We start from the raw sequence: 19,598 nt of genomic DNA, 5'->3' as shown, positions 1-19,598 counted from the left end.
CAGCCGAAGAATTCACCGCCACAGTACGCCGGTCCTATCCGCTTACGTCAGGGGCTCGGCCAGTCGAAAAACGTGGTGATGGTTCGTGCCATGCGCGCAATGGGTGTGGATTATGCGGCAGAGTATCTGCAGCGTTTCGGCTTTCCGGCACAGAATATTGTGCATACTGAATCACTGGCGCTGGGCTCAGCCTCGTTCACTCCGCTGCAGGTTGCTCGCGGTTACGCGGTAATGGCAAACGGCGGGTTCCTGGTCGACCCGTATTTCATCAGTAAGATTGAAAGCGATATGGGTGGCGTTATCTTTGAGGCGAAGCCAAAAATTGCCTGCCCGGAATGTGATATCCCGGTAATTTACGGCGATACGCAGAAGTCTAACGTGCTGGAAAACAGTAACGTTGAAGATGTTGCGGTATCTCAGGAACAACAAAACGCCGCCGTGCCAATGCCACAGCTTGAGCAAGCTAACCAGGCGCTGGTCGCACAAAGCGGCACGCAAGAATACGCACCGCACGTCATCAACACGCCGCTGGCCTTCCTGATCAAGAGCGCGTTGAACACCAATATCTTTGGTGAACCAGGCTGGATGGGAACCGGCTGGCGTGCAGGACGCGATTTACAGCGCCATGACATCGGCGGGAAAACCGGGACAACCAACAGCTCGAAAGAAGCATGGTTCTCCGGCTACGGCCCAGGGGTGGTGACCTCGGTATGGATCGGCTTTGATGATCATCGCCGCGATCTCGGACATACGACGGCATCCGGCGCGATCAAAGACCAAATCTCCGGCTACGAAGGCGGTGCCAAGAGTGCGCAGCCTGCATGGGATGCCTACATGAAGAGTGTATTAGAAGGTGTCCCTGAGCAGCCGCTGACACCACCACCGGGTATCGTTACCGTCAATATCGATCGTAGCACCGGCCAACTGGCAAACGGCGGTAACAGCCGTGCAGAGTATTTCATTGAAGGTACTCAGCCAACGCAACAGGCGGTACATGAGGTGGGGACAACCATTATTGATAATGGTGAGACGCACGAGTTGTTCTAATCTTTTGCCGGATGACGCTTCGCTTATCCGGCCTACATTTTCGGCACAATTGTTTGATATTGCTGGATTTTGTAGGCCGGATAAGGCGACATCCACCATCCGGCAATGTCGATTAAAACCGCCCCTGCCCTTTCAGCCATTCGCGTACCAGGAACAGCGCACTGACATTACGCGCTTCGTGGAAGTCAGGGTCTTCTAACAGATCCATCAAATGCGCCAGCGGCCAGCGCACCTGTGGCAATGGCTCGGGCTCATCACCTTCCAGCGACTCAGGATAAAGATCCTCAGCGACCACAATATTCATCTTGCTGGAGAAATAGGAAGGCGCCATGCTGAGTTTTTTCAAAAACGTCAGGTCCTTCGCACCGTATCCCACTTCTTCTTTCAGTTCCCGGTTAGCCGCTTCAAACACGCTTTCACCCGGATCGATTAACCCTTTGGAAAAACCAAGCTCGTAAGATTCGGTTCCGACCGCATATTCGCGAATGAGGATCAGGTGGTCATCCACAATCGGCACAATCATTACCGCTTCGCGCGTGGATGGGCGCATACGCTCATAAACACGACGTACGCCGTTGCTGAACTCAAGGTCCACGCTTTCGACTTTAAATAGCCGGGATTGTGCGACGGTTTCCACTTTCAAAATCGTGGGCTTTTGTAATGATTTGCTCATCATGAGGATCTTTGCTGTGAAATCTGGGGTTATTGTGCGATATACAGCACGGTTTCGGCAATGTGAATTGCCGTTTATTTACATTTATGTAACGTACTAAAAGTTAATCCCTATTTCAAATTAAAAGTCAATAGGTTGAAATAACTCCAGGAATTTGCTGATATTCCGTTTTTGGTGATTTTGCTATTATTCGCATTTATTGGGCTGTACTTAAAGATGCTCAAGTTCAACTCCACACTTGCCGATAGCCAACCACAGAATCACGAATATTGAACAGGGTGCGACTGACCACGCCTGACAGACTAAGTAAGATGGGGAAAGCATGAGCACCATTCTGATTTTTTTAGCTGCTTTGCTGGCCTGCTCATTGCTTGCAGGGTGGCGATTCAGATCAAAATTCAGACAACAAAAATTACCGTTGAGCAACGTCTTCTCTGACGCCTCTAAGCGTAAACTAACACCCGAAGAACGTGGCGCGGTCGAAAACTATCTCGAAAACCTCAGTCAAATTCAGCAGGTACCTGGCCCCACAGGTGCCAGTTCGGCACCGGTATCGTTAACCCTGAATGCCCAAAGTAATAGCGTCATCGTACTGACGCATTCAATTACGCGCTATGGCATCACCACCGACGATCCGAATAAATGGCGCTATTATCTCGACTCCGTCGAAGTGCATTTGCCTCCCTTCTGGGAACAATACATCAATGACGAAAACAGCGTTGAGCTGATCCACACCAATACGCTGCCGCTGGTTATCTCGTTGAACGGTCATACGTTGAAAGAGTATATGCAGGAAGCGCGCGGCTACGCCCTACAGCACACCGCGTCTACTCAGGCATCTATTCGTGGTGAAGAAAGCGAGCAGATTGAACTGCTGAATATTCGTCAGGAAACGCATGAAGAATATGCTCTCAGCCGCCCGTCGGGATTGCGCGAAGCGTTACTGATTGCTGCCTCATTCCTGCTGTTCTTTTTCTGTTTAATCATGCCAGACACGTTCGTACCGTGGACCGCCGGTGGCGCGGTGTTGCTGCTGGCTGCGGGTCTGTGGGGCCTGTTTGCACCACCGTCTAAAACGGCTCTACGAGAAATCCACTGTCTGCGTGGCACTCCACGTCGCTGGGGGCTGTTTGGTGAAAACGATCAGGAGCAAATTAATAATATCTCCCTGGGTATTATTGACCTGATTTATCCACCACACTGGCAACCTTACATTGCACAGGACCTTGGCCAGCAAACGGATATTGATATCTATCTGGATCGCCATGTTGTCCGCCAGGGGCGTTTTTTATCTTTGCATGACGAGGTGAAAAACTTCCCGTTGCAACACTGGCTACGCAGCGCCGTCATTGCCGGCGGTTCGTTGCTGGTATTGCTAATGCTGCTGTTTTGGGTCCCGTTGGATATGCCAATTAAACTTACGCTTTCCTGGATGAAAGGGGCGCAAACTGTTGAGGCCACCAGCGTTAAGCAACTGGAAAAGGCAGGCGTTCGCGTGGGCGACACGCTGCATCTGAGTGGCACGGGGATGTGTAACATCCACACTCAGGGGAGCTGGAACGCACAACCCGCGACACCTTTTATGCCATTTGATTGTTCGCAGATTATCTGGAATGACGCGCGCGCCCTGCCGCTGCCTGAGTCCGACCTGGTCAATAAGGCGACCGCACTGACCCAAAGCGTTAGCCGCCAACTGCATCCCAAACCCGACGATGACTCTCGCGTCAGCTCATCATTACGCTCAGCCATTCAGAAGTCCGGCATGGTATTGCTGGATGATTTTGGCGATATTGTCCTGAAAACCGCCGATTTGTGTGCCGCCGAAGATGAATGCGTACGCCTGAAAAATGCCCTGGTTAACCTGGGTAACAGTAAGGACTGGAACGCTCTGGTTAAGCGAGCAAACGCCGGGAAACTGGATGGTGTGAATGTGCTGTTGCGCCCGGTAAGCGCCGAATCACTGGATAACCTGGTGAATACTTCTACGGCACCGTTCATTTCACGCGAGACCGCCCGGGCGGCTCAGGCACTGAATAGCCCTGCCCCCGGTGGTTTCCTGATTATCAGTGACGAAGGCAGCGACCTGGTTGATCAGCCCTGGCCGGCGACCTCGTTGTACGACTATCCGCCACAAGAGCAATGGAACGCTTTCCAGCGCCTTGCCCAGATGCTGATGCAAACGCCATTTCGCGCTGAAGGGATTGTCACCAACATCTCGACCGACGCCAACGGTACCCAGCACATTGGCCTGCACCGGATCCCGGATCGTTCAGGTTTATGGCGTTACCTTGGCACCACGCTGCTGATGCTCTCCATGCTGGGATGCGCTATCTACAACAGCGTTCAGGCATTCAGACGCTACCAGCGTCATCGTTCGCGCATCGCGGAAATTCAGGAATATTACGAGAGTTGCCTGAATCCAACGCTGCTTGAAGACCCAGAAAGCCTGATTCGATAACACGCCCGCGCGACGGAATATGCTACCCTGTCGCGCATCTTATTTTCCTCTGGGGAGTTTCCATGCACATAGATATTGCCTGGCAGGACGTCGACACCGTTCTGCTGGATATGGACGGTACGCTGCTCGATCTGGCATTCGATAACTATTTCTGGCAAAAACTGGTGCCGGAAACCTACGGCGCGCAGCAGGGTATCTCTCCCCAGGAAGCCCAGGAATTTATTCGTCAGCAGTATCATGCCGTACAGCATACGCTAAACTGGTACTGCCTGGATTACTGGAGCGAACGTCTGGGTCTGGATATATGCGCCATGACAACCGCACAGGGACCACGCGCCGTACTGCGTGAAGATACGGTACCGTTCCTTGATGCCCTAAAAGCGAGCGGCAAACGTCGTATTTTGCTCACCAATGCGCATCCGCATAACCTGGCGGTGAAGCTTCAGCATACCGGTCTGGCCTCACACCTTGATTTATTACTTTCCACCCACACATTTGGTTATCCCAAAGAGGATCAGCGGTTATGGCACGCTGTCGCTGAAGAAACGGGAATGAGTGCAGAGAAGACGTTGTTTATTGACGACAGCGAACCAATTCTCGACGCCGCTGCTCAATTCGGCATTCGTTACTGCCTCGGCGTAACCAATCCCGACTCAGGTACAGCGGAAAAACAGTACGCACGCCATCCGTCACTGAATGACTACCGCCGACTGATCCCCTCACTGATGTGAAGGAGACGCCATGAAAGAGAAGCCCCCTGTCGAAGTCAGGCTGGATAAATGGCTGTGGGCAGCACGCTTTTATAAAACGCGCGCAGTCGCCCGCGAAATGGTTGAAGGCGGTAAGGTGCATTACAACGGGCAGCGCAGCAAGCCGAGTAAGATTGTCGAGCTAAATGCCACCCTCACCCTGCGCCAGGGAAATGACGAACGAACGGTCATTATTAAAGCCATTAGCGAGCAGCGCCGCCCGGCAACTGAAGCCGTTATGCTGTATGAAGAAACCGCAGAAAGCGTGGAAAAACGCGAAAAAATGGCGCTGGCGCGTAAACTTAACGCGTTAACCATGCCGCACCCGGACAGGCGACCGGACAAAAAAGAGCGCCGCGACCTGTTACGATTTAAACATGGCGACAGCGAGTGACTGTCACCTGCAAGAGAGATGATTATGCCGCAACATGACCAATTACATCGTTATCTGTTTGAAAACTTTGCCGTGCGCGGCGAACTGGTAACCGTTTCGCAAACCCTGCAACAGATCCTCGAAAATCATACTTACCCACAGCCGGTCAAAACCGTGCTGGCGGAGCTGCTGGTTGCCACCAGCCTGCTGACCGCGACGCTGAAGTTTGCCGGTGATATCACCGTACAACTGCAGGGCGACGGTCCGTTGAGCCTGGCGGTCATTAACGGCAACAACAACCAGCAGATGCGCGGCGTGGCTCGTATACAAGGCGATATCCCTGAAGATGCCGATCTGAAAACACTGGTTGGCAACGGCTATCTGGTGATCACTATTACACCGGAAGAAGGCGAACGCTATCAGGGCGTGGTCGGTCTGGAAGGTGACACGCTGGCGGCCTGCCTGGAAGATTACTTCATGCGTTCAGAACAGCTGCCGACGCGTCTGTTTATCCGCACTGGCGACGTCGACGGTAAACCTGCTGCTGGCGGTATGCTGTTGCAGGTCATGCCAGCGCAAAACGCACAGGCAGATGATTTCGATCACCTTGCCGCACTGACAGAAACCATCAAAGCCGAAGAGTTGCTGACGCTGCCAGCCAACGAAGTTCTGTGGCGTTTGTACCACGAAGAAGAAGTCACCCTCTACGATCCTCAGGATGTTGAGTTCAAATGCACCTGTTCACGCGAACGCTGCGCGGGTGCTCTGAAAACGCTGCCGGATGAAGAAGTTGACAGCATTCTGGCAGAAGAAGGTGAAATCGATATGCACTGCGATTATTGCGGTAGCCACTATCTGTTTAACGCCATGGATATTGCAGAGATCCGCAGCAACGCCTCCCCTGCCGATCCACAGGTGCATTAATCCCCGTTTTGCCCGGTGGCGCAACGCTTATCGGGCCTACGGTAAAACTTTTGTCGGCCGGATGAGGCGCTCGCGCCGCCATCCGGCAACAGATTCACTCATTGTAATAAGTCATCGGCAGTCGTTTGCCATTAATGGTGATATCCCGCCAGACTCTTGAAGCCGAATCCAGTTGATGATTCGCCAGCGCCTGCAGCAGTTGATCCTTATTGAATCCCTCCGGTAGCCGGGCTGTCGCGATCAACACCCATTTGTTTTCCTTAACGCCAAAGACCAGGCTCTCCCCATCGCCAAAAGCATACAATACTTGCTCGGGCTGCCCATCCGCGTTGAGATCCTGATCCACCAACACACACGCATCCTGCTCAATACAGGAGGCGATCCGGTAGCGCTGCCCCTTTAAAAACGTCCAAAACGCGTCATCGGGCTTCTTGCTTCCCGGTGCAATCATCACCTTCGGCGCTAACTGCGTTGCTGTCAGCTCATTTACCGGATCGCGATGCCCCCGCAGGATGGCATTTAAATCACGCCTGCGCTTGCTGTCTTTGTTGAATGCATCGTCTTTTTGCAATGCTTCCAGTGCGGCGCGACCGGGTTTTCCGCTGTGATCCAGCATATACAGACTGACCTGGTCAGCCGTAATTTTCCCGCTGTAGTAGCGCCCCATATGGCTGTTGACGCTAATACGCCAAACATCAATGACCGGCGACGTCAGCAGAATCAACAGGCCCAATGTCAGGAGCGAAACGCCAAGAATGACCTTTCCCTGAATATCGAGCGGGTTGCCTCCAGCGCGCAAAATACTGACCAGATAGCCGAGGGACCACACCAGTAATACAAAGACCACCAATGCGCCATACAAACGCTCAGGCGTCCAGCCATACTGATGAATTCTCAGCCACATTGCCCAACCGGCAATCAGCATATAGAGAGGAGCAACAACCAGTGAAGCGTTAATCAAGTAACGTAATGCGCCAGGATAAGGTAACGCCTCTTTGTGCGGCTCGCGCACAATGGCCATCAGCAACAGGAAGATCAGCGTCAACGTGGACATCAGGCCAGCCGCTGACACGCGCTGTGAGATAGCGTCCAGTCCGCTAAAAGGCAGGGTCAGCATAAACATCAGCGCTAACAGTGCAACCAGCGGAAGTAAACCTGTGGCAAGGAACGTCAGCAACTTTTGCACCGCAGCAACCAGACGCGACTGCGTACGTGCCAGCACTACTGCCAGTGCGGTGATCAGACCTAAAGCCAAATAAACAAACCAGTCAGTCTCAAAGAAAAGCGTGTTGAAGAAGGTGATTCCGACCAGTTGAAACATTTCACTCCACAGCAGGAGCACCAGCCAGAACAGGCCGTTGGCCACAAAAGCGATCAGCAGCGTCAGCGAGTTAAGCCACAGGTAGGTATAAAACTGCGGATAGCGAGCCTGTTCACGACGGGCGTGAAGTTGATATTGAATCCACGGCAAAGCCAGCATCGCCATCAACAGTAAGCGCCAGCCGTAGGCAAAAAAAATGTCATCCTGCCGCCATCTGTCACTGTCTGCCACACTCCATTTCAGCCACACACTCATCGCCAGCACAACCACACAGATCAACGCCATCCAGCACCATAGAGCACGTTGCTTAAATGAGACGACAGTCAGCAAAAGCGCAGAGGAGAGCGCAATCGTTACGGGCATCCCGTAGAACAGCCAGTCACTGTTCTGCGGCGCAAGATACGCCATCAGCAGGTAGCACACACACCCTTGTAGCAGTCCGATAAAGATCATGCCCCAGCGGGTCGTTGGTGAAAGCTCAACACTGTCCATGTCGTTTTCCAGAAAGAAGAGAAAATCTAATTATCGCATCAACTTCACAAATATGAGTATTTGTCGGTCCATTTCGGAGCCCAACTGCGCGAGGTGAATCGATATTGTTTATGTTTGAGTTACGTTTTTTTCTTACATGAATGCGATTACACTCACAAGATTCCCGCCAAAAACACTCTCTATTAACGTTTTAAGAACATTTTCCACAACAAAAAAGGGTTTCCTGCCATAATATCCGCCTCTTTGTGACAGGAGTCGCAGCGTATTCGGTTATTCGTGGAATCACCGGATGCGTAAATCTATGAGCCTTGTCGCGGTTAGCAATCCCTAAAAAACCTTACTATTCCAGGTAATACATATTGGCTAAGGAGCAGTGAAATGCGTGTGAACAACAGTTTAACCCCGCAAGATCTCAAGGCTTATGGTATCAATGACGTTCAGGATATCGTTTACAATCCAGACTACGACACGCTTTATCAGGAAGAACTTGATCCAAACCTGGAAGGTTATGAGCGTGGCGTGTTAACGAATCTGGGCGCCGTTGCAGTTGATACCGGTATCTTTACCGGACGTTCGCCAAAGGATAAGTACATTGTCCGTGACGACACCACACGAGATACACTCTGGTGGTCCGACAAAGGTAAAGGTAAGAACGACAACAAACCGCTTTCCCAGGAAACCTGGCAGCATTTGAAAGGGTTAGTCACCCATCAACTCTCCGGCAAACGTCTGTTTATCATTGATGCTTTCTGCGGTGCTAATGCGGATACCCGTCTTTCCGTGCGCTTCATTACCGAAGTCGCCTGGCAGGCACATTTTGTCAAAAATATGTTCATCCGCCCGAGCGACGAAGAACTGGTTGATTTCAAACCTGATTTCATCGTGATGAACGGTGCAAAATGCACTAACCCACAGTGGAAAGAACAAGGTCTGAACTCCGAAAACTTCGTGGCGTTTAACCTGACTGAACGCATTCAGTTAATTGGCGGCACCTGGTACGGCGGCGAGATGAAGAAAGGTATGTTCTCCGTCATGAACTACCTGCTGCCGCTGAAAGGTATTGCATCCATGCACTGCTCGGCAAACGTCGGTGAAAGAGGGGATGTGGCGGTCTTCTTTGGCCTGTCCGGTACCGGTAAAACCACGCTGTCCACCGATCCGAAACGCCGCCTGATTGGCGATGACGAACACGGCTGGGATGACGACGGCGTATTTAACTTCGAAGGCGGTTGCTACGCGAAGACCATCAAACTGTCTAAAGATGCTGAGCCGGAAATCTACAACGCAATCCGCCGTGATGCCCTGCTGGAAAACGTCACCGTGCGCGAAGATGGTTCTATCGACTTCGATGATGGTTCCAAAACCGAGAACACCCGCGTGTCCTACCCGATTTATCACATCGACAATATCGTTAAGCCGGTGTCAAAAGCGGGTCATGCAACCAAAGTCATCTTCCTGACCGCCGACGCATTTGGCGTACTGCCACCGGTTTCTCGCCTGACGGCGGACCAAACCCAGTACCACTTCCTGTCTGGCTTTACCGCCAAACTGGCTGGCACCGAGCGTGGCGTCACTGAGCCTACGCCAACCTTCTCTGCCTGTTTCGGCGCGGCATTCCTGTCGCTGCACCCAACGCAGTACGCAGAAGTACTGGTGAAACGCATGCAGGCGGCTGGTGCACAGGCTTATCTGGTGAATACCGGCTGGAACGGCACCGGCAAGCGTATCTCAATCAAAGATACCCGTGCGATTATCGACGCCATCCTGAACGGATCTCTGGATAACGCGGAAACGTTCCGTCTGCCGATGTTTGACCTGGCAATTCCAACCGAGCTGCCGGGTGTGGATACGCGTATTCTCGATCCGCGTAATACCTACGCATCCCCGGAGCAGTGGCAAGAAAAAGCCAACGCACTGGCGAAACTGTTTATCGAGAACTTCGAGAAGTACACCGACACCCCTGCGGGCGAAGCGCTGGTTAGCGCCGGACCGAAGCTGTAACGAAAAGTGCCGGATGGCGGCTTTGCCTTATCCGGCCTACTGCAACTGATAAGCGCAGCGACATCAGTCGGTTAGCGAAATAAAAAGGGAGGCATTTAGCCTCCCTTTTTTCTACGCGTCTTTCGTTGTCCCCTGCGTGCGCGTGAATGGAACCGGAAGCCAGGCGCGTATCGACAGCCCGCCTCGCTCACTGGTGCCAATTTCCAGCATACCGTTATGGTTATCAATAATACGCTGTACAATCGCCAGTCCCAGACCCGTGCCGCTGGTGCTACGCGCGCTGTCACCGCGCACAAACGGCTGGAACAGGTGTTGACGCTGTTCCGGTTTGATACCCGGCCCGTCATCTTCGACCTGGAACCAGGCGCGATGCGCTTCCATACCGCTACTGACCTTAATCCAGCCATTACCGTAGCGAGCGGCGTTAACCACCATATTAGCAACCGCGCGCTTGATAGACAGTGGGTGCATCTTCACCTGAATGACGCCTGGGCGTAATGCAGTATCAATTTCACGCTCGTAACCACTTTCTGCCGCGATCACTTCACCTAATACCGAGTTCAGATCGGCCATCTCCATCGGCATCTCCTGACCCGTCCGCAGATAATCGATGAACTGTTCGATAATGGCATTACACTCTTCAATGTCCTTATTGATGGACTCCGCGAGGTATCCGTCTTCTTCGCCCATCATTTCCGTCGCCAGACGGATACGCGTCAGCGGGGTGCGTAAATCATGGCTCACGCCCGCCATTAACAGCGTACGGTCATCGGCCAGCTGTTTTACGCCGGCGGCCATATGGTTGAAGGCTCGGGTAACAGAGCGCACCTCAGAGGCGCCGTACTCGCGCAGCGGCGGCGGAATAATGCCTTTCCCCACCTGTAACGCCGCATGTTCAAGATCCACCAACGGTCGGTTCTGAATACGGATAAACAGCCACGCGCCACCGATAGCCAGCAGCATAATCGCCAGCGTATAGCGGAACAGCGGTGAGAAATCACCCTGATGGATTTCCGTAAGCGGCACGCGTACCCAGATGTTGGGCGACAGCCAGGTTTTCAGCCACACGACCGGCGAGCTCTTGTTCACCTCAACGCGGACTTCCGTCGGGCCGCCCAGCTGCTGCGCCATCTGGTGGCTTAAGAATTCATAGTGTTGCGCCCAACGTAGACCGGCTTCTTCAGCGGCCTCGTTGGAATAGAGGGAAATACCGAGCTCACGGTAAATTTCCCGACGAAATGCAGGTGGCACTACCAGTTGCGTACCGTCCTCCAGTTGCAGTTTATCAGTCATCAGCATACGGACTTCGTAGGCCAGGACCTTATTAAACTGCTGGAGGCTCGGCAGAATCGCGAAGTTCAGCACCACAAGGTAGGTCGTCACCAGGCTTGCAAACAGCAAGGTGACGATAAGCAATAACGTGCGAGCAAACGAACTTCGTGGCGAGAAGCGCATTCGCCTCATGCTTTAGAACCGTCCGGAACAAAGACGTAGCCCAGACCCCATACGGTCTGAATATAACGAGGGTGCGCCGGGTCTTCTTCCACCATACGACGCAGACGAGAAATCTGCACGTCGATGGACCGCTCCATCGCCGAATATTCACGACCACGTGCCAGGTTCATCAACTTGTCGCGGGACAGCGGTTCACGTGGGTGGCTTACCAACGCTTTCAGCACCGCAAATTCACCGCTGGTGAGCGGCATAGGCTCATCTTCGCGGAACATTTCACGCGTACCGAGGTTCAGTTTGAACTTACCAAACGCAATGACCGCTTCTTCCTGGGAAGGCGCGCCCGGCAGTTCGTTTGCCTGACGACGCAGTACAGCGCGGATACGCGCCAGCAGTTCACGCGGGTTAAACGGTTTCGGGATGTAATCGTCAGCACCGATTTCCAGTCCAACAATACGGTCCACTTCTTCGCCCTTCGCCGTGACCATAATGATCGGCATCGGGTTGCTTTGGCTGCGCAGGCGACGGCAAATAGACAGGCCATCTTCTCCCGGCAGCATTAAATCCAGCACCATCAGGTGGAAAGACTCACGGGTCAGCAGACGATCCATCTGCTCAGCGTTTGCGACGCTTCGAACCTGGAAGCCCTGCTCGGTCAAATAACGTTCCAGAAGCGCACGCAAGCGCATGTCGTCATCGACCACCAGAATCTTATAGTTCTCTTGCATTGTTATTACTCCCAAAGGTTCGCAACAATTAAGTGTATATTCTTAAGAAAGCTAGCGTGAGTCACCAGCGAATTCTGGTATGAATTCCAGGCTAAATTGTTACAAAGCATATTAAACAGCAGCTTAAGTATACAATGTTTCTCGCAATACATTATTTATTCTGTTGATATGCTCGCGTAATACTAATTGTGCGCATCATCACAGAGTCGAAGGTAAAACAATAAGATGAAAACGCCCCTGATAACCCGTGAAGGGTATGAAAAACTCAAACAAGAGCTCAATTATCTCTGGCGTGAAGAGCGCCCGGAAGTCACCAAAAAAGTTACCTGGGCCGCAAGTCTGGGTGACCGCAGCGAAAATGCTGACTACCAGTATAATAAAAAGCGCCTGCGCGAGATTGACCGTCGCGTCCGATATTTGACCAAGTGCATGGAGAATCTGAAAATTGTCGATTACTCCCCGCAGCAGGAAGGCAAAGTCTTCTTTGGCGCATGGGTTGAGATTGAAAATGACGATGGCGACATCCGCAAATTCCGCATTGTCGGCTACGATGAGATCTTCGGCCGTAAAGATTACATCTCTATCGATTCGCCGATGGCGCGGGCGCTGCTGAAAAAAGAGGTCGGCGATCTCGCGGTGGTGAACACCCCTGGCGGGGAAGCCAGCTGGTACGTAAATGAGATTGAATACGTTAAATGAGACCGGAACAATCCGAAGCCCCCGTAGATGACTGGCATTTTTGCCAGTCAATCCGTATAACTATCCCCTGATTTTTTATCCTATAGACGAAGCTATCCATGATGAATGATTCTTTCTGCCGCATTATCGCAGGTGAAATTCAGGCTCGTGCTGAACAGGTAGAAGCTGCCGTTCGCTTGCTTGACGAAGGGAACACCGTGCCGTTTATCGCACGTTATCGTAAGGAAATCACCGGCGGTCTGGACGATACGCAACTGCGTAATCTGGAAACCCGTCTGGGATATCTGCGTGAACTGGAAGACCGCCGTCAGGCAATCCTGAAATCTATCGGCGAGCAAGGCAAACTGACCGACGATCTGGCGAAAGCGATCAACGGCACGTTAAGTAAGACCGAACTCGAAGATCTCTATCTGCCGTACAAACCTAAACGCCGTACCCGTGGGCAGATCGCCATTGAAGCAGGCCTTGAGCCGCTGGCAGACCTGCTGTGGAACGAGCCGTCTCACGACCCGGAAACGGAAGCCGCTAAATACCTCAACGCCGAGAACGGCGTGGCGGATACCAAAGCCGCACTCGACGGCGCACGCTACATTCTGATGGAACGCTTCGCAGAAGACGCCGCCCTGCTGGCGAAAGTGCGTGATTACCTGTGGAAAAACGCCCACCTGGTCTCCACCGTGGTAAGCGGTAAAGAAGAGGAAGGCGCGAAGTTCCGCGACTACTTCGATCACCACGAACCGATCTCTACCGTGCCGTCTCACCGGGCGCTGGCCATGTTCCGTGGCCGTAACGAAGGCGTGCTTCAGCTTTCGCTGAATGCCGATCCGCAATTCGATGAGCCGCCAAAAGAGAGCCACGGCGAACAGATTATCCAGAACCACCTGGGACTGCGCCTGAACAACGCCCCTGCCGACAGTTGGCGTAAAGGCGTGGTCAGCTGGACATGGCGAATTAAGGTGCTGATGCACCTCGAAACCGAGCTGATGGGCACCGTGCGTGAACGTGCCGAAGATGAAGCGATTAACGTCTTCGCCCGTAACCTGCACGATCTGCTGATGGCCGCGCCTGCGGGGCTGCGCGCCACTATGGGCCTCGATCCCGGTCTGCGTACCGGCGTGAAGGTGGCGGTTGTTGACGGCACCGGCAAGCTGGTCGCGACCGACACCATTTATCCACACACCGGTCAGGCCGCCAAAGCCGCCGTTGCTGTAGCGGCGCTGTGTGAAAAATACAACGTTGAACTGGTGGCGATTGGTAACGGTACGGCGTCGCGTGAAACCGAACGTTTCTTCCTCGACGTGCAGAAACAGTTCCCGAAAGTCACCGCACAGAAAGTGATCGTCAGCGAAGCCGGGGCATCGGTTTACTCTGCTTCCGAGCTGGCGGCGCAGGAATTCCCGGATCTCGACGTTTCATTGCGTGGCGCGGTGTCTATCGCCCGTCGTCTGCAGGACCCGCTGGCTGAGCTGGTGAAAATCGATCCGAAATCGATCGGCGTGGGCCAGTATCAGCACGACGTTAGCCAGACGCAGCTGGCGCGTAAGCTGGATGCGGTGGTGGAAGACTGCGTAAACGCCGTCGGCGTCGATCTCAATACCGCCTCCGTTCCGCTGTTGACCCGCGTGGCCGGCCTGACGCGCATGATGGCGCAAAACATCGTCGCCTGGCGCGATGAGAACGGTCAGTTCCAGAACCGTCAGCAACTGCTGAAAGTCAGCCGTCTGGGGCCAAAAGCCTTTGAACAGTGCGCGGGCTTCCTGCGCATCAACCATGGCGATAACCCGCTGGATGCCTCCACCGTTCACCCGGAAGCCTACCCGATCGTGGAACGCATTCTGGCCGCCACCGAGCAATCGTTGCGTGACCTGATGGGCAACAGCGACGAACTGCGCAATCTGAAAGCTGCCGATTTCACCGATGAACGTTTCGGGGTACCGACTGTCACCGACATCATCAAAGAGCTGGAAAAACCGGGCCGCGACCCGCGTCCTGAATTTAAAACCGCACAGTTTGCCGATGGTGTAGAAACCATGAACGACCTGCTGCCAGGAATGATTCTGGAAGGGGCGGTCACCAACGTCACCAACTTCGGCGCGTTTGTGGATATCGGCGTTCATCAGGACGGTCTGGTGCATATCTCTTCATTGTCGAATAAGTTCGTCGACGATCCACACACCGTGGTGAAAGCGGGCGACATCGTGAAGGTGAAAGTGCTGGAAGTTGACCTGCAACGCAAGCGTATCGCGCTGACCATGCGCCTGGACGAGCAGCCGGGTGAAACCAATGCGCGTCGCGGCGGCGGGAATAACGATCGCACTCAGGGCAATCGCCCAGCGCCAAAAGCGGCGAAACCGCGTGGTCGTGACGCCCAGCCTGCGGGCAACAGCGCGATGATGGATGCGCTGGCGGCGGCAATGGGTAAAAAACGCTAAGTTTGGATCATGTGCCGGATGGCGGTGTAAACACCCTGTCCGGCATATTTAATATATTATCTTCTCTCCGCCCCTTATATTTATCACCTCATTAACAAATAAAACCTTAATTAAACATTAAGAAAGTCAATAATGACACTGCAGAAACATTCATTCCAAAGCGGAATAAATGTTGAGAAATATCAAAATTGGCTCAAATTATTGTTCAATTCTACATTCCGTCACATTTATTCTATTGATGATAGAAACCATTCTCATTATCATTGTTTTGTTGATTATTTACTCTTTCCTTACGTTGGCTAATCATCTGGTCTCATGCCGCCCTGTCGCCCCATGAGGTAATCATCCAGTTAGCGAGATATAAGTAGGTCCCTATGCAATTCACTCCTGACAGTGCGTGGAAAATTACCGGCTTTGCCCGTGAAATCAGCCCGGCTTATCGTCAGAAACTGTTGTCACTTGGCATGCTGCCCGGCTCCTCCTTCAACGTGGTACGCGTCGCCCCGCTCGGCGATCCTATCCATATCGAAACGCGTCGCGTAAGCCTGGTATTGCGTAAGAAAGATCTGGCGTTATTAGAAGTGGAAGCGGTTTCCTGTTAATACAGTGAGTCTATAAAAATGAAAAAACTAACCATTGGTTTAATTGGTAATCCTAATTCCGGCAAGACAACCTTATTCAACCAGCTCACCGGCGCGCGCCAGCGTGTAGGCAACTGGGCTGGCGTTACCGTTGAGCGTAAAGAAGGTCATTTCGCCACAACGGACCATCAGGTCACGCTGGTGGATTTACCTGGCACCTATTCACTGACGACAATCTCATCCCAGACCTCTCTCGATGAGCAAATTGCCTGTCACTATATTTTGAGCGGCGACGCAGATCTGTTGATCAACGTGGTCGATGCGTCAAACCTTGAACGCAACCTCTACCTGACGTTGCAACTGCTTGAGTTGGGCATCCCCTGCATCGTCGCGTTGAATATGCTGGATATCGCAGAAAAGCAGCAAATCCGTATCGATATCGACGCCCTCTCAGCACGTCTTGGCTGCCCGGTGGTTCCGCTGGTTTCCACCCGCGCGCGTGGTATTGAAGCGCTGAAACTGGCGATCGACCGCTACAAAGAAAACGACACCGTCGAGCTGGTCCATTATGCCCAGCCGCTGTTGCAGGAAGCGGACTCCCTCGCCGACGCGATGGCCAAAGACATGCCACTGAAACAGCGCCGCTGGCTGGGTCTGCAGATGCTGGAAGGCGATATTTACAGCCGCGCTTACGCCGGTGATGCCGCGCAAAACCTGGATGCTGCCGTTGCTCGTCTGAGCGAGACAATGGACGATCCGGCGCTGCATATCGCCGATGCGCGCTATCAGTGCATTGCTGCTATCTGCGATACCGTCAGCAATACTCTGACGGCAGAGCCGAGCCGTTTCACCACCGCGGTAGATAAAATCGTTCTCAACCGCTTCCTCGGACTGCCGATTTTCCTGTTCGTGATGTACCTGATGTTCCTGCTCGCCATTAACATCGGCGGCGCGCTGCAACCGTTGTTTGACGTCGGCTCCGTGGCGCTCTTTATTCATGGTATTCAGTGGATTGGCTACACGCTGCACTTCCCGGACTGGCTAACCATCTTCCTGGCCCAGGGCCTTGGCGGCGGGATTAACACCGTGCTACCGCTGGTACCGCAAATCGGCATGATGTACCTGTTCCTCTCCTTCCTTGAAGACTCCGGCTACATGGCGCGCGCCGCATTTGTGATGGACCGTCTGATGCAGGCGCTGGGACTGCCGGGCAAATCGTTTGTCCCGCTGATCGTCGGCTTTGGCTGTAACGTACCGTCCGTGATGGGCGCACGTACGCTGGACGCCCCGCGTGAGCGTCTGATGACCATCATGATGGCGCCGTTTATGTCCTGCGGAGCACGTCTGGCGATTTTCGCCGTCTTTGCCGCGGCGTTCTTTGGTCAGAACGGTGCACTGGCGGTCTTCTCGCTGTACGTACTGGGTATCGTGATGGCGGTGTTGACCGGCCTGATGCTCAAACACACCATCATGCGTGGTGAAGCAACGCCGTTCGTGATGGAGCTGCCGGTATACCACGTGCCGCACATCAAGAGTCTGATCATTCAGACCTGGCAGCGCCTGAAAGGCTTTGTTCTGCGTGCGGGTAAAGTCATCATCATCGTCAGCATTTTCCTCAGCGCGTTTAACAGCTTCTCGCTGAGCGGAAAAATCGTCGACAACATCAACGACTCTGCGCTGGCCTCCGTTAGCCGTGTTATTACTCCAGTGTTTAAACCGATTGGCGTTCACGAAGATAACTGGCAGGCAACCGTAGGTTTGTTCACCGGCGCGATGGCGAAAGAAGTGGTAGTTGGTACACTGAACACGCTCTATACCGCAGAAAACATTCAGGAAGAAGAGTTCAACCCGGCAGATTTCCACCTCGGTGACGAGCTGCTCGGCGCAGTGGATGAAACCTGGCAAAGCCTGAAAGACACCTTCAGCCTGAGCGTACTGGCTAACCCTATCGAAGCCAGCAAGGGCGACGGAGAAATGGCGACGGGCGCAATGGGCGTGATGGGTGAGAAATTTGGCAGCGCCGCCGCCGCGTACAGCTACCTGATTTTCGTGCTGCTGTATGTGCCGTGCATTTCAGTGATGGGCGCTATCGCACGTGAATCCAGCCGTGGCTGGATGGGCTTCTCGGTTTTGTGGGGGCTGAATATTGCTTATTCGCTGTCAACGCTGTTTTATCAGGCGGTCAGCTACAAAGAACACCCGACCTACAGCCTGGTGTGCATTTTAGCGGTCATCCTGTTTAACATCGTGTTGCTGGGCCTGCTGCGTCGAGCACGTAGCCGTGTGGACCTCGCACTGCTGGCGACCAACAGAACGGCAAGTTCCTGCTGCTCCAGCACCACTGGCGATTGCCACTAAGGTTATCGACAATGGCATCGCTTATTCAGGTTCGTGATTTATTGGCTTTGCGGGGGCGCATGGAGGCAACACAAATTAGCCACACGCTGCACACCCCGCAGCCGATGATTGACGCCATGCTGAATCAGTTAGAAAAGATGGGCAAAGCGGTGCGGATTCAGGAAGATGCCGACGGGTGTCTTTCCGGAAGCTGCAAAAGTTGCCCGGAAGGTAAAGCCTGCCTGCGCGAATGGTGGGCTTTACGCTAATCAGATGCTCTTTGCCGGATGGCGCTACGCTTATCCGGCCTACAAATGGTGCAAACGTCCAGGCCGGATAATTCGTTTATGCAGATATCCGTTACTTTAGAAGCAATTCAGTTTCTGTTTTAACGCCACCAGCGCTGCACAGAACTCGGCGGGATGCGAGATAAACGGTGCATGCGCCGCCTTAGCAAACACCAAAGACTCGCTCTGCGGCCAGAGGGCATCGAGCATTGGGACGACTTTGCGCGGAACCAGCCCGTCAAGATAGCCGTACAACCGCAGGAAAGGCATTTCCACCGAGCACAACGGCTCACGCAAATCGACCGTTTTCAGGATCTCCAGCCCGCCATTAAGTACCTCGACGTCCGGCATGGGTAATGCCAACACCGTTTTCTTCAGCGCTCGCGCATCCTGACGTGCGGTTTCCGTGCCCATCGTTTGCAACGCCAGAAAACGCTCCACTGTACGCTGGAAATCTTCGCTCAGCTGCTGCTGGAAGCCTGCCAGCACCTCTGGCTTGATACCCGGCCACTCATCCCGCGCGCTAAAGCAAGGGGAAGACGCGACGGTCACCAGCGCCTGAACACGCTCAGGATGGGTTAACGCTACCTGACTCGCGACCAGCCCGCCCAGACTCCAGCCGAGCCAGATAGCTTTCTCCGGTGCCTGTTTTAATACTCGCTCAGCCATCTCTTCCAGCGACATCGCGCCGAAACCCTGGCTGCGGCCAAATCCCGGTAAGTCGACAAGATGCAGCGTGAAATGCGAGCTCAGTTCCTCGCTTATGCAATGCCACACCTCTGCATTCAGTCCCCATCCGTGCAGCAGCACAAGATGGCAATTTCCCGAACCCTGGGTCTGCCACCAGATGTCATTCATCAGTTACTGTTCTCTTTTAGCTAACAAGGATGTCTCTATGCTAACAGTACCAGGATTATGCTGGCTATGCCGAATGCCGCTGACGTTAGGGCATTGGGGGATCTGCTCAGTCTGTACGCGGGCAACGCGTCAACACGCCAACCTATGCCCCCAATGTGGACTCCCTGCAGCTCATACCATCATTCC

The 19,598-nt window shown here is 53.5% G+C and carries 16 protein-coding genes and 1 pseudogene; 12 read left to right on the top strand and 5 right to left on the bottom strand.

Annotated elements, in window-relative coordinates:
- On the top strand, positions 1–1,047 hold a 1,047-nt coding region (locus FDX03_RS23725; protein WP_249357131.1), incomplete at its 5' end, for a penicillin-binding transpeptidase domain-containing protein.
- A gap of 112 nt (positions 1,048–1,159) precedes the next feature.
- Here the strand turns inward: FDX03_RS23725 and nudE are convergent.
- Positions 1,160–1,720 carry an ADP compounds hydrolase NudE gene (gene nudE, locus FDX03_RS20225; protein WP_048213799.1) on the bottom strand — a complete coding sequence of 187 codons (561 nt, stop codon included), beginning with the start codon at positions 1,718–1,720 and terminating at the stop codon, positions 1,160–1,162.
- A gap of 322 nt (positions 1,721–2,042) precedes the next feature.
- On the opposite strand from nudE, the gene igaA reads away from it, so the two are divergent.
- From igaA to hslO, 4 genes are all read left to right on the top strand, one after another.
- Positions 2,043–4,178 (top strand): intracellular growth attenuator protein IgaA, encoded by a 2,136-nt coding sequence (gene igaA / locus FDX03_RS20220; protein WP_048213551.1) that lies wholly within the window; start codon positions 2,043–2,045, stop codon positions 4,176–4,178.
- A 62-nt stretch (positions 4,179–4,240) separates the two neighbouring features.
- Positions 4,241–4,909, top strand: coding sequence for a GMP/IMP nucleotidase (yrfG, locus tag FDX03_RS20215; protein WP_048213552.1), 669 nt, complete (start codon positions 4,241–4,243; stop codon positions 4,907–4,909).
- A 10-nt stretch (positions 4,910–4,919) separates the two neighbouring features.
- Positions 4,920–5,321, top strand: a complete 402-nt coding sequence (gene hslR / locus FDX03_RS20210) for a ribosome-associated heat shock protein Hsp15 (RefSeq protein WP_048213553.1) — start codon at positions 4,920–4,922, stop codon at positions 5,319–5,321.
- A gap of 24 nt (positions 5,322–5,345) precedes the next feature.
- The gene (gene hslO / locus FDX03_RS20205) at positions 5,346–6,224 is read left to right on the top strand and encodes an Hsp33 family molecular chaperone HslO (RefSeq protein ID WP_005121631.1); all 879 of its coding nucleotides are present in this window, start codon (positions 5,346–5,348) and stop codon (positions 6,222–6,224) included.
- Positions 6,225–6,318: 94 nt separating this feature from the next.
- Here the strand turns inward: hslO and FDX03_RS20200 are convergent, their stop codons facing one another.
- Positions 6,319–8,037: a DUF4153 domain-containing protein gene (locus FDX03_RS20200; RefSeq protein WP_137346490.1), complete on the bottom strand. Its 1,719-nt coding sequence runs from the start codon at positions 8,035–8,037 to the stop codon at positions 6,319–6,321.
- A 378-nt stretch (positions 8,038–8,415) separates the two neighbouring features.
- Between FDX03_RS20200 and pckA the strand changes: the two genes are divergently transcribed.
- The gene (gene pckA, locus FDX03_RS20195; RefSeq protein WP_137346489.1) at positions 8,416–10,038 is read left to right on the top strand and encodes a phosphoenolpyruvate carboxykinase (ATP); all 1,623 of its coding nucleotides are present in this window, start codon (positions 8,416–8,418) and stop codon (positions 10,036–10,038) included.
- A 111-nt stretch (positions 10,039–10,149) separates the two neighbouring features.
- Here pckA and envZ read toward each other — a convergent pair whose 3' ends face one another.
- Together envZ and ompR are read right to left on the bottom strand one after the other, a co-directional pair.
- Complete coding sequence (gene envZ, locus FDX03_RS20190) at positions 10,150–11,502, bottom strand: two-component system sensor histidine kinase EnvZ (RefSeq protein ID WP_048213556.1); 1,353 nt, start codon at positions 11,500–11,502, stop codon at positions 10,150–10,152.
- On the bottom strand, positions 11,499–12,218 hold the full coding sequence (ompR, locus tag FDX03_RS20185) for a two-component system response regulator OmpR (protein ID WP_001157751.1): 720 nt from the start codon (positions 12,216–12,218) through the stop codon (positions 11,499–11,501). The genes envZ and ompR overlap by 4 nt, the downstream gene beginning before the upstream one ends.
- A 225-nt stretch (positions 12,219–12,443) precedes the next feature.
- On the opposite strand from ompR, the gene greB reads away from it, so the two are divergent.
- The 5 genes from greB (at position 12,444) to feoC (ending at position 18,536) form a co-directional block, all read left to right on the top strand.
- On the top strand, positions 12,444–12,917 hold the full coding sequence (gene greB / locus FDX03_RS20180) for a transcription elongation factor GreB (protein WP_003023524.1): 474 nt from the start codon (positions 12,444–12,446) through the stop codon (positions 12,915–12,917).
- A 98-nt stretch (positions 12,918–13,015) separates the two neighbouring features.
- Entirely contained in the window at positions 13,016–15,349 is a 2,334-nt protein-coding gene (locus FDX03_RS20175; RefSeq protein ID WP_086523482.1) for a Tex family protein, read from the top strand.
- Between the two features lie 374 nt (positions 15,350–15,723).
- Positions 15,724–15,951, top strand: coding sequence for a ferrous iron transporter A (gene feoA, locus FDX03_RS20170; protein ID WP_003023519.1), 228 nt, complete (start codon positions 15,724–15,726; stop codon positions 15,949–15,951).
- A gap of 18 nt (positions 15,952–15,969) precedes the next feature.
- Positions 15,970–18,288 (top strand): Fe(2+) transporter permease subunit FeoB, encoded by a 2,319-nt coding sequence (feoB, locus tag FDX03_RS20165; protein ID WP_061068736.1) that lies wholly within the window; start codon positions 15,970–15,972, stop codon positions 18,286–18,288.
- Positions 18,289–18,299: 11 nt separating this feature from the next.
- The gene (feoC, locus tag FDX03_RS20160; RefSeq protein ID WP_003023516.1) at positions 18,300–18,536 is read left to right on the top strand and encodes a [Fe-S]-dependent transcriptional repressor FeoC; all 237 of its coding nucleotides are present in this window, start codon (positions 18,300–18,302) and stop codon (positions 18,534–18,536) included.
- Between the two features lie 96 nt (positions 18,537–18,632).
- On the opposite strand, the gene bioH is transcribed toward feoC, so the two are convergent.
- A complete protein-coding gene (bioH, locus tag FDX03_RS20155; protein WP_137346488.1) occupies positions 18,633–19,412 on the bottom strand; it encodes a pimeloyl-ACP methyl ester esterase BioH in 780 nt (259 codons plus the stop codon).
- A gap of 37 nt (positions 19,413–19,449) precedes the next feature.
- On the opposite strand from bioH, the pseudogene FDX03_RS23720 reads away from it, so the two are divergent.
- Positions 19,450–19,598 (top strand): annotated as a pseudogene (locus FDX03_RS23720) (DNA utilization protein GntX); the annotation flags it as partial.

The sequence above is a fragment of the Citrobacter sp. wls827 genome, assembly GCF_005280875.1.
Lineage (GTDB): Bacteria > Pseudomonadota > Gammaproteobacteria > Enterobacterales > Enterobacteriaceae > Citrobacter > Citrobacter youngae.
This window is presented reverse-complemented; position numbering and strand designations above follow the sequence as displayed.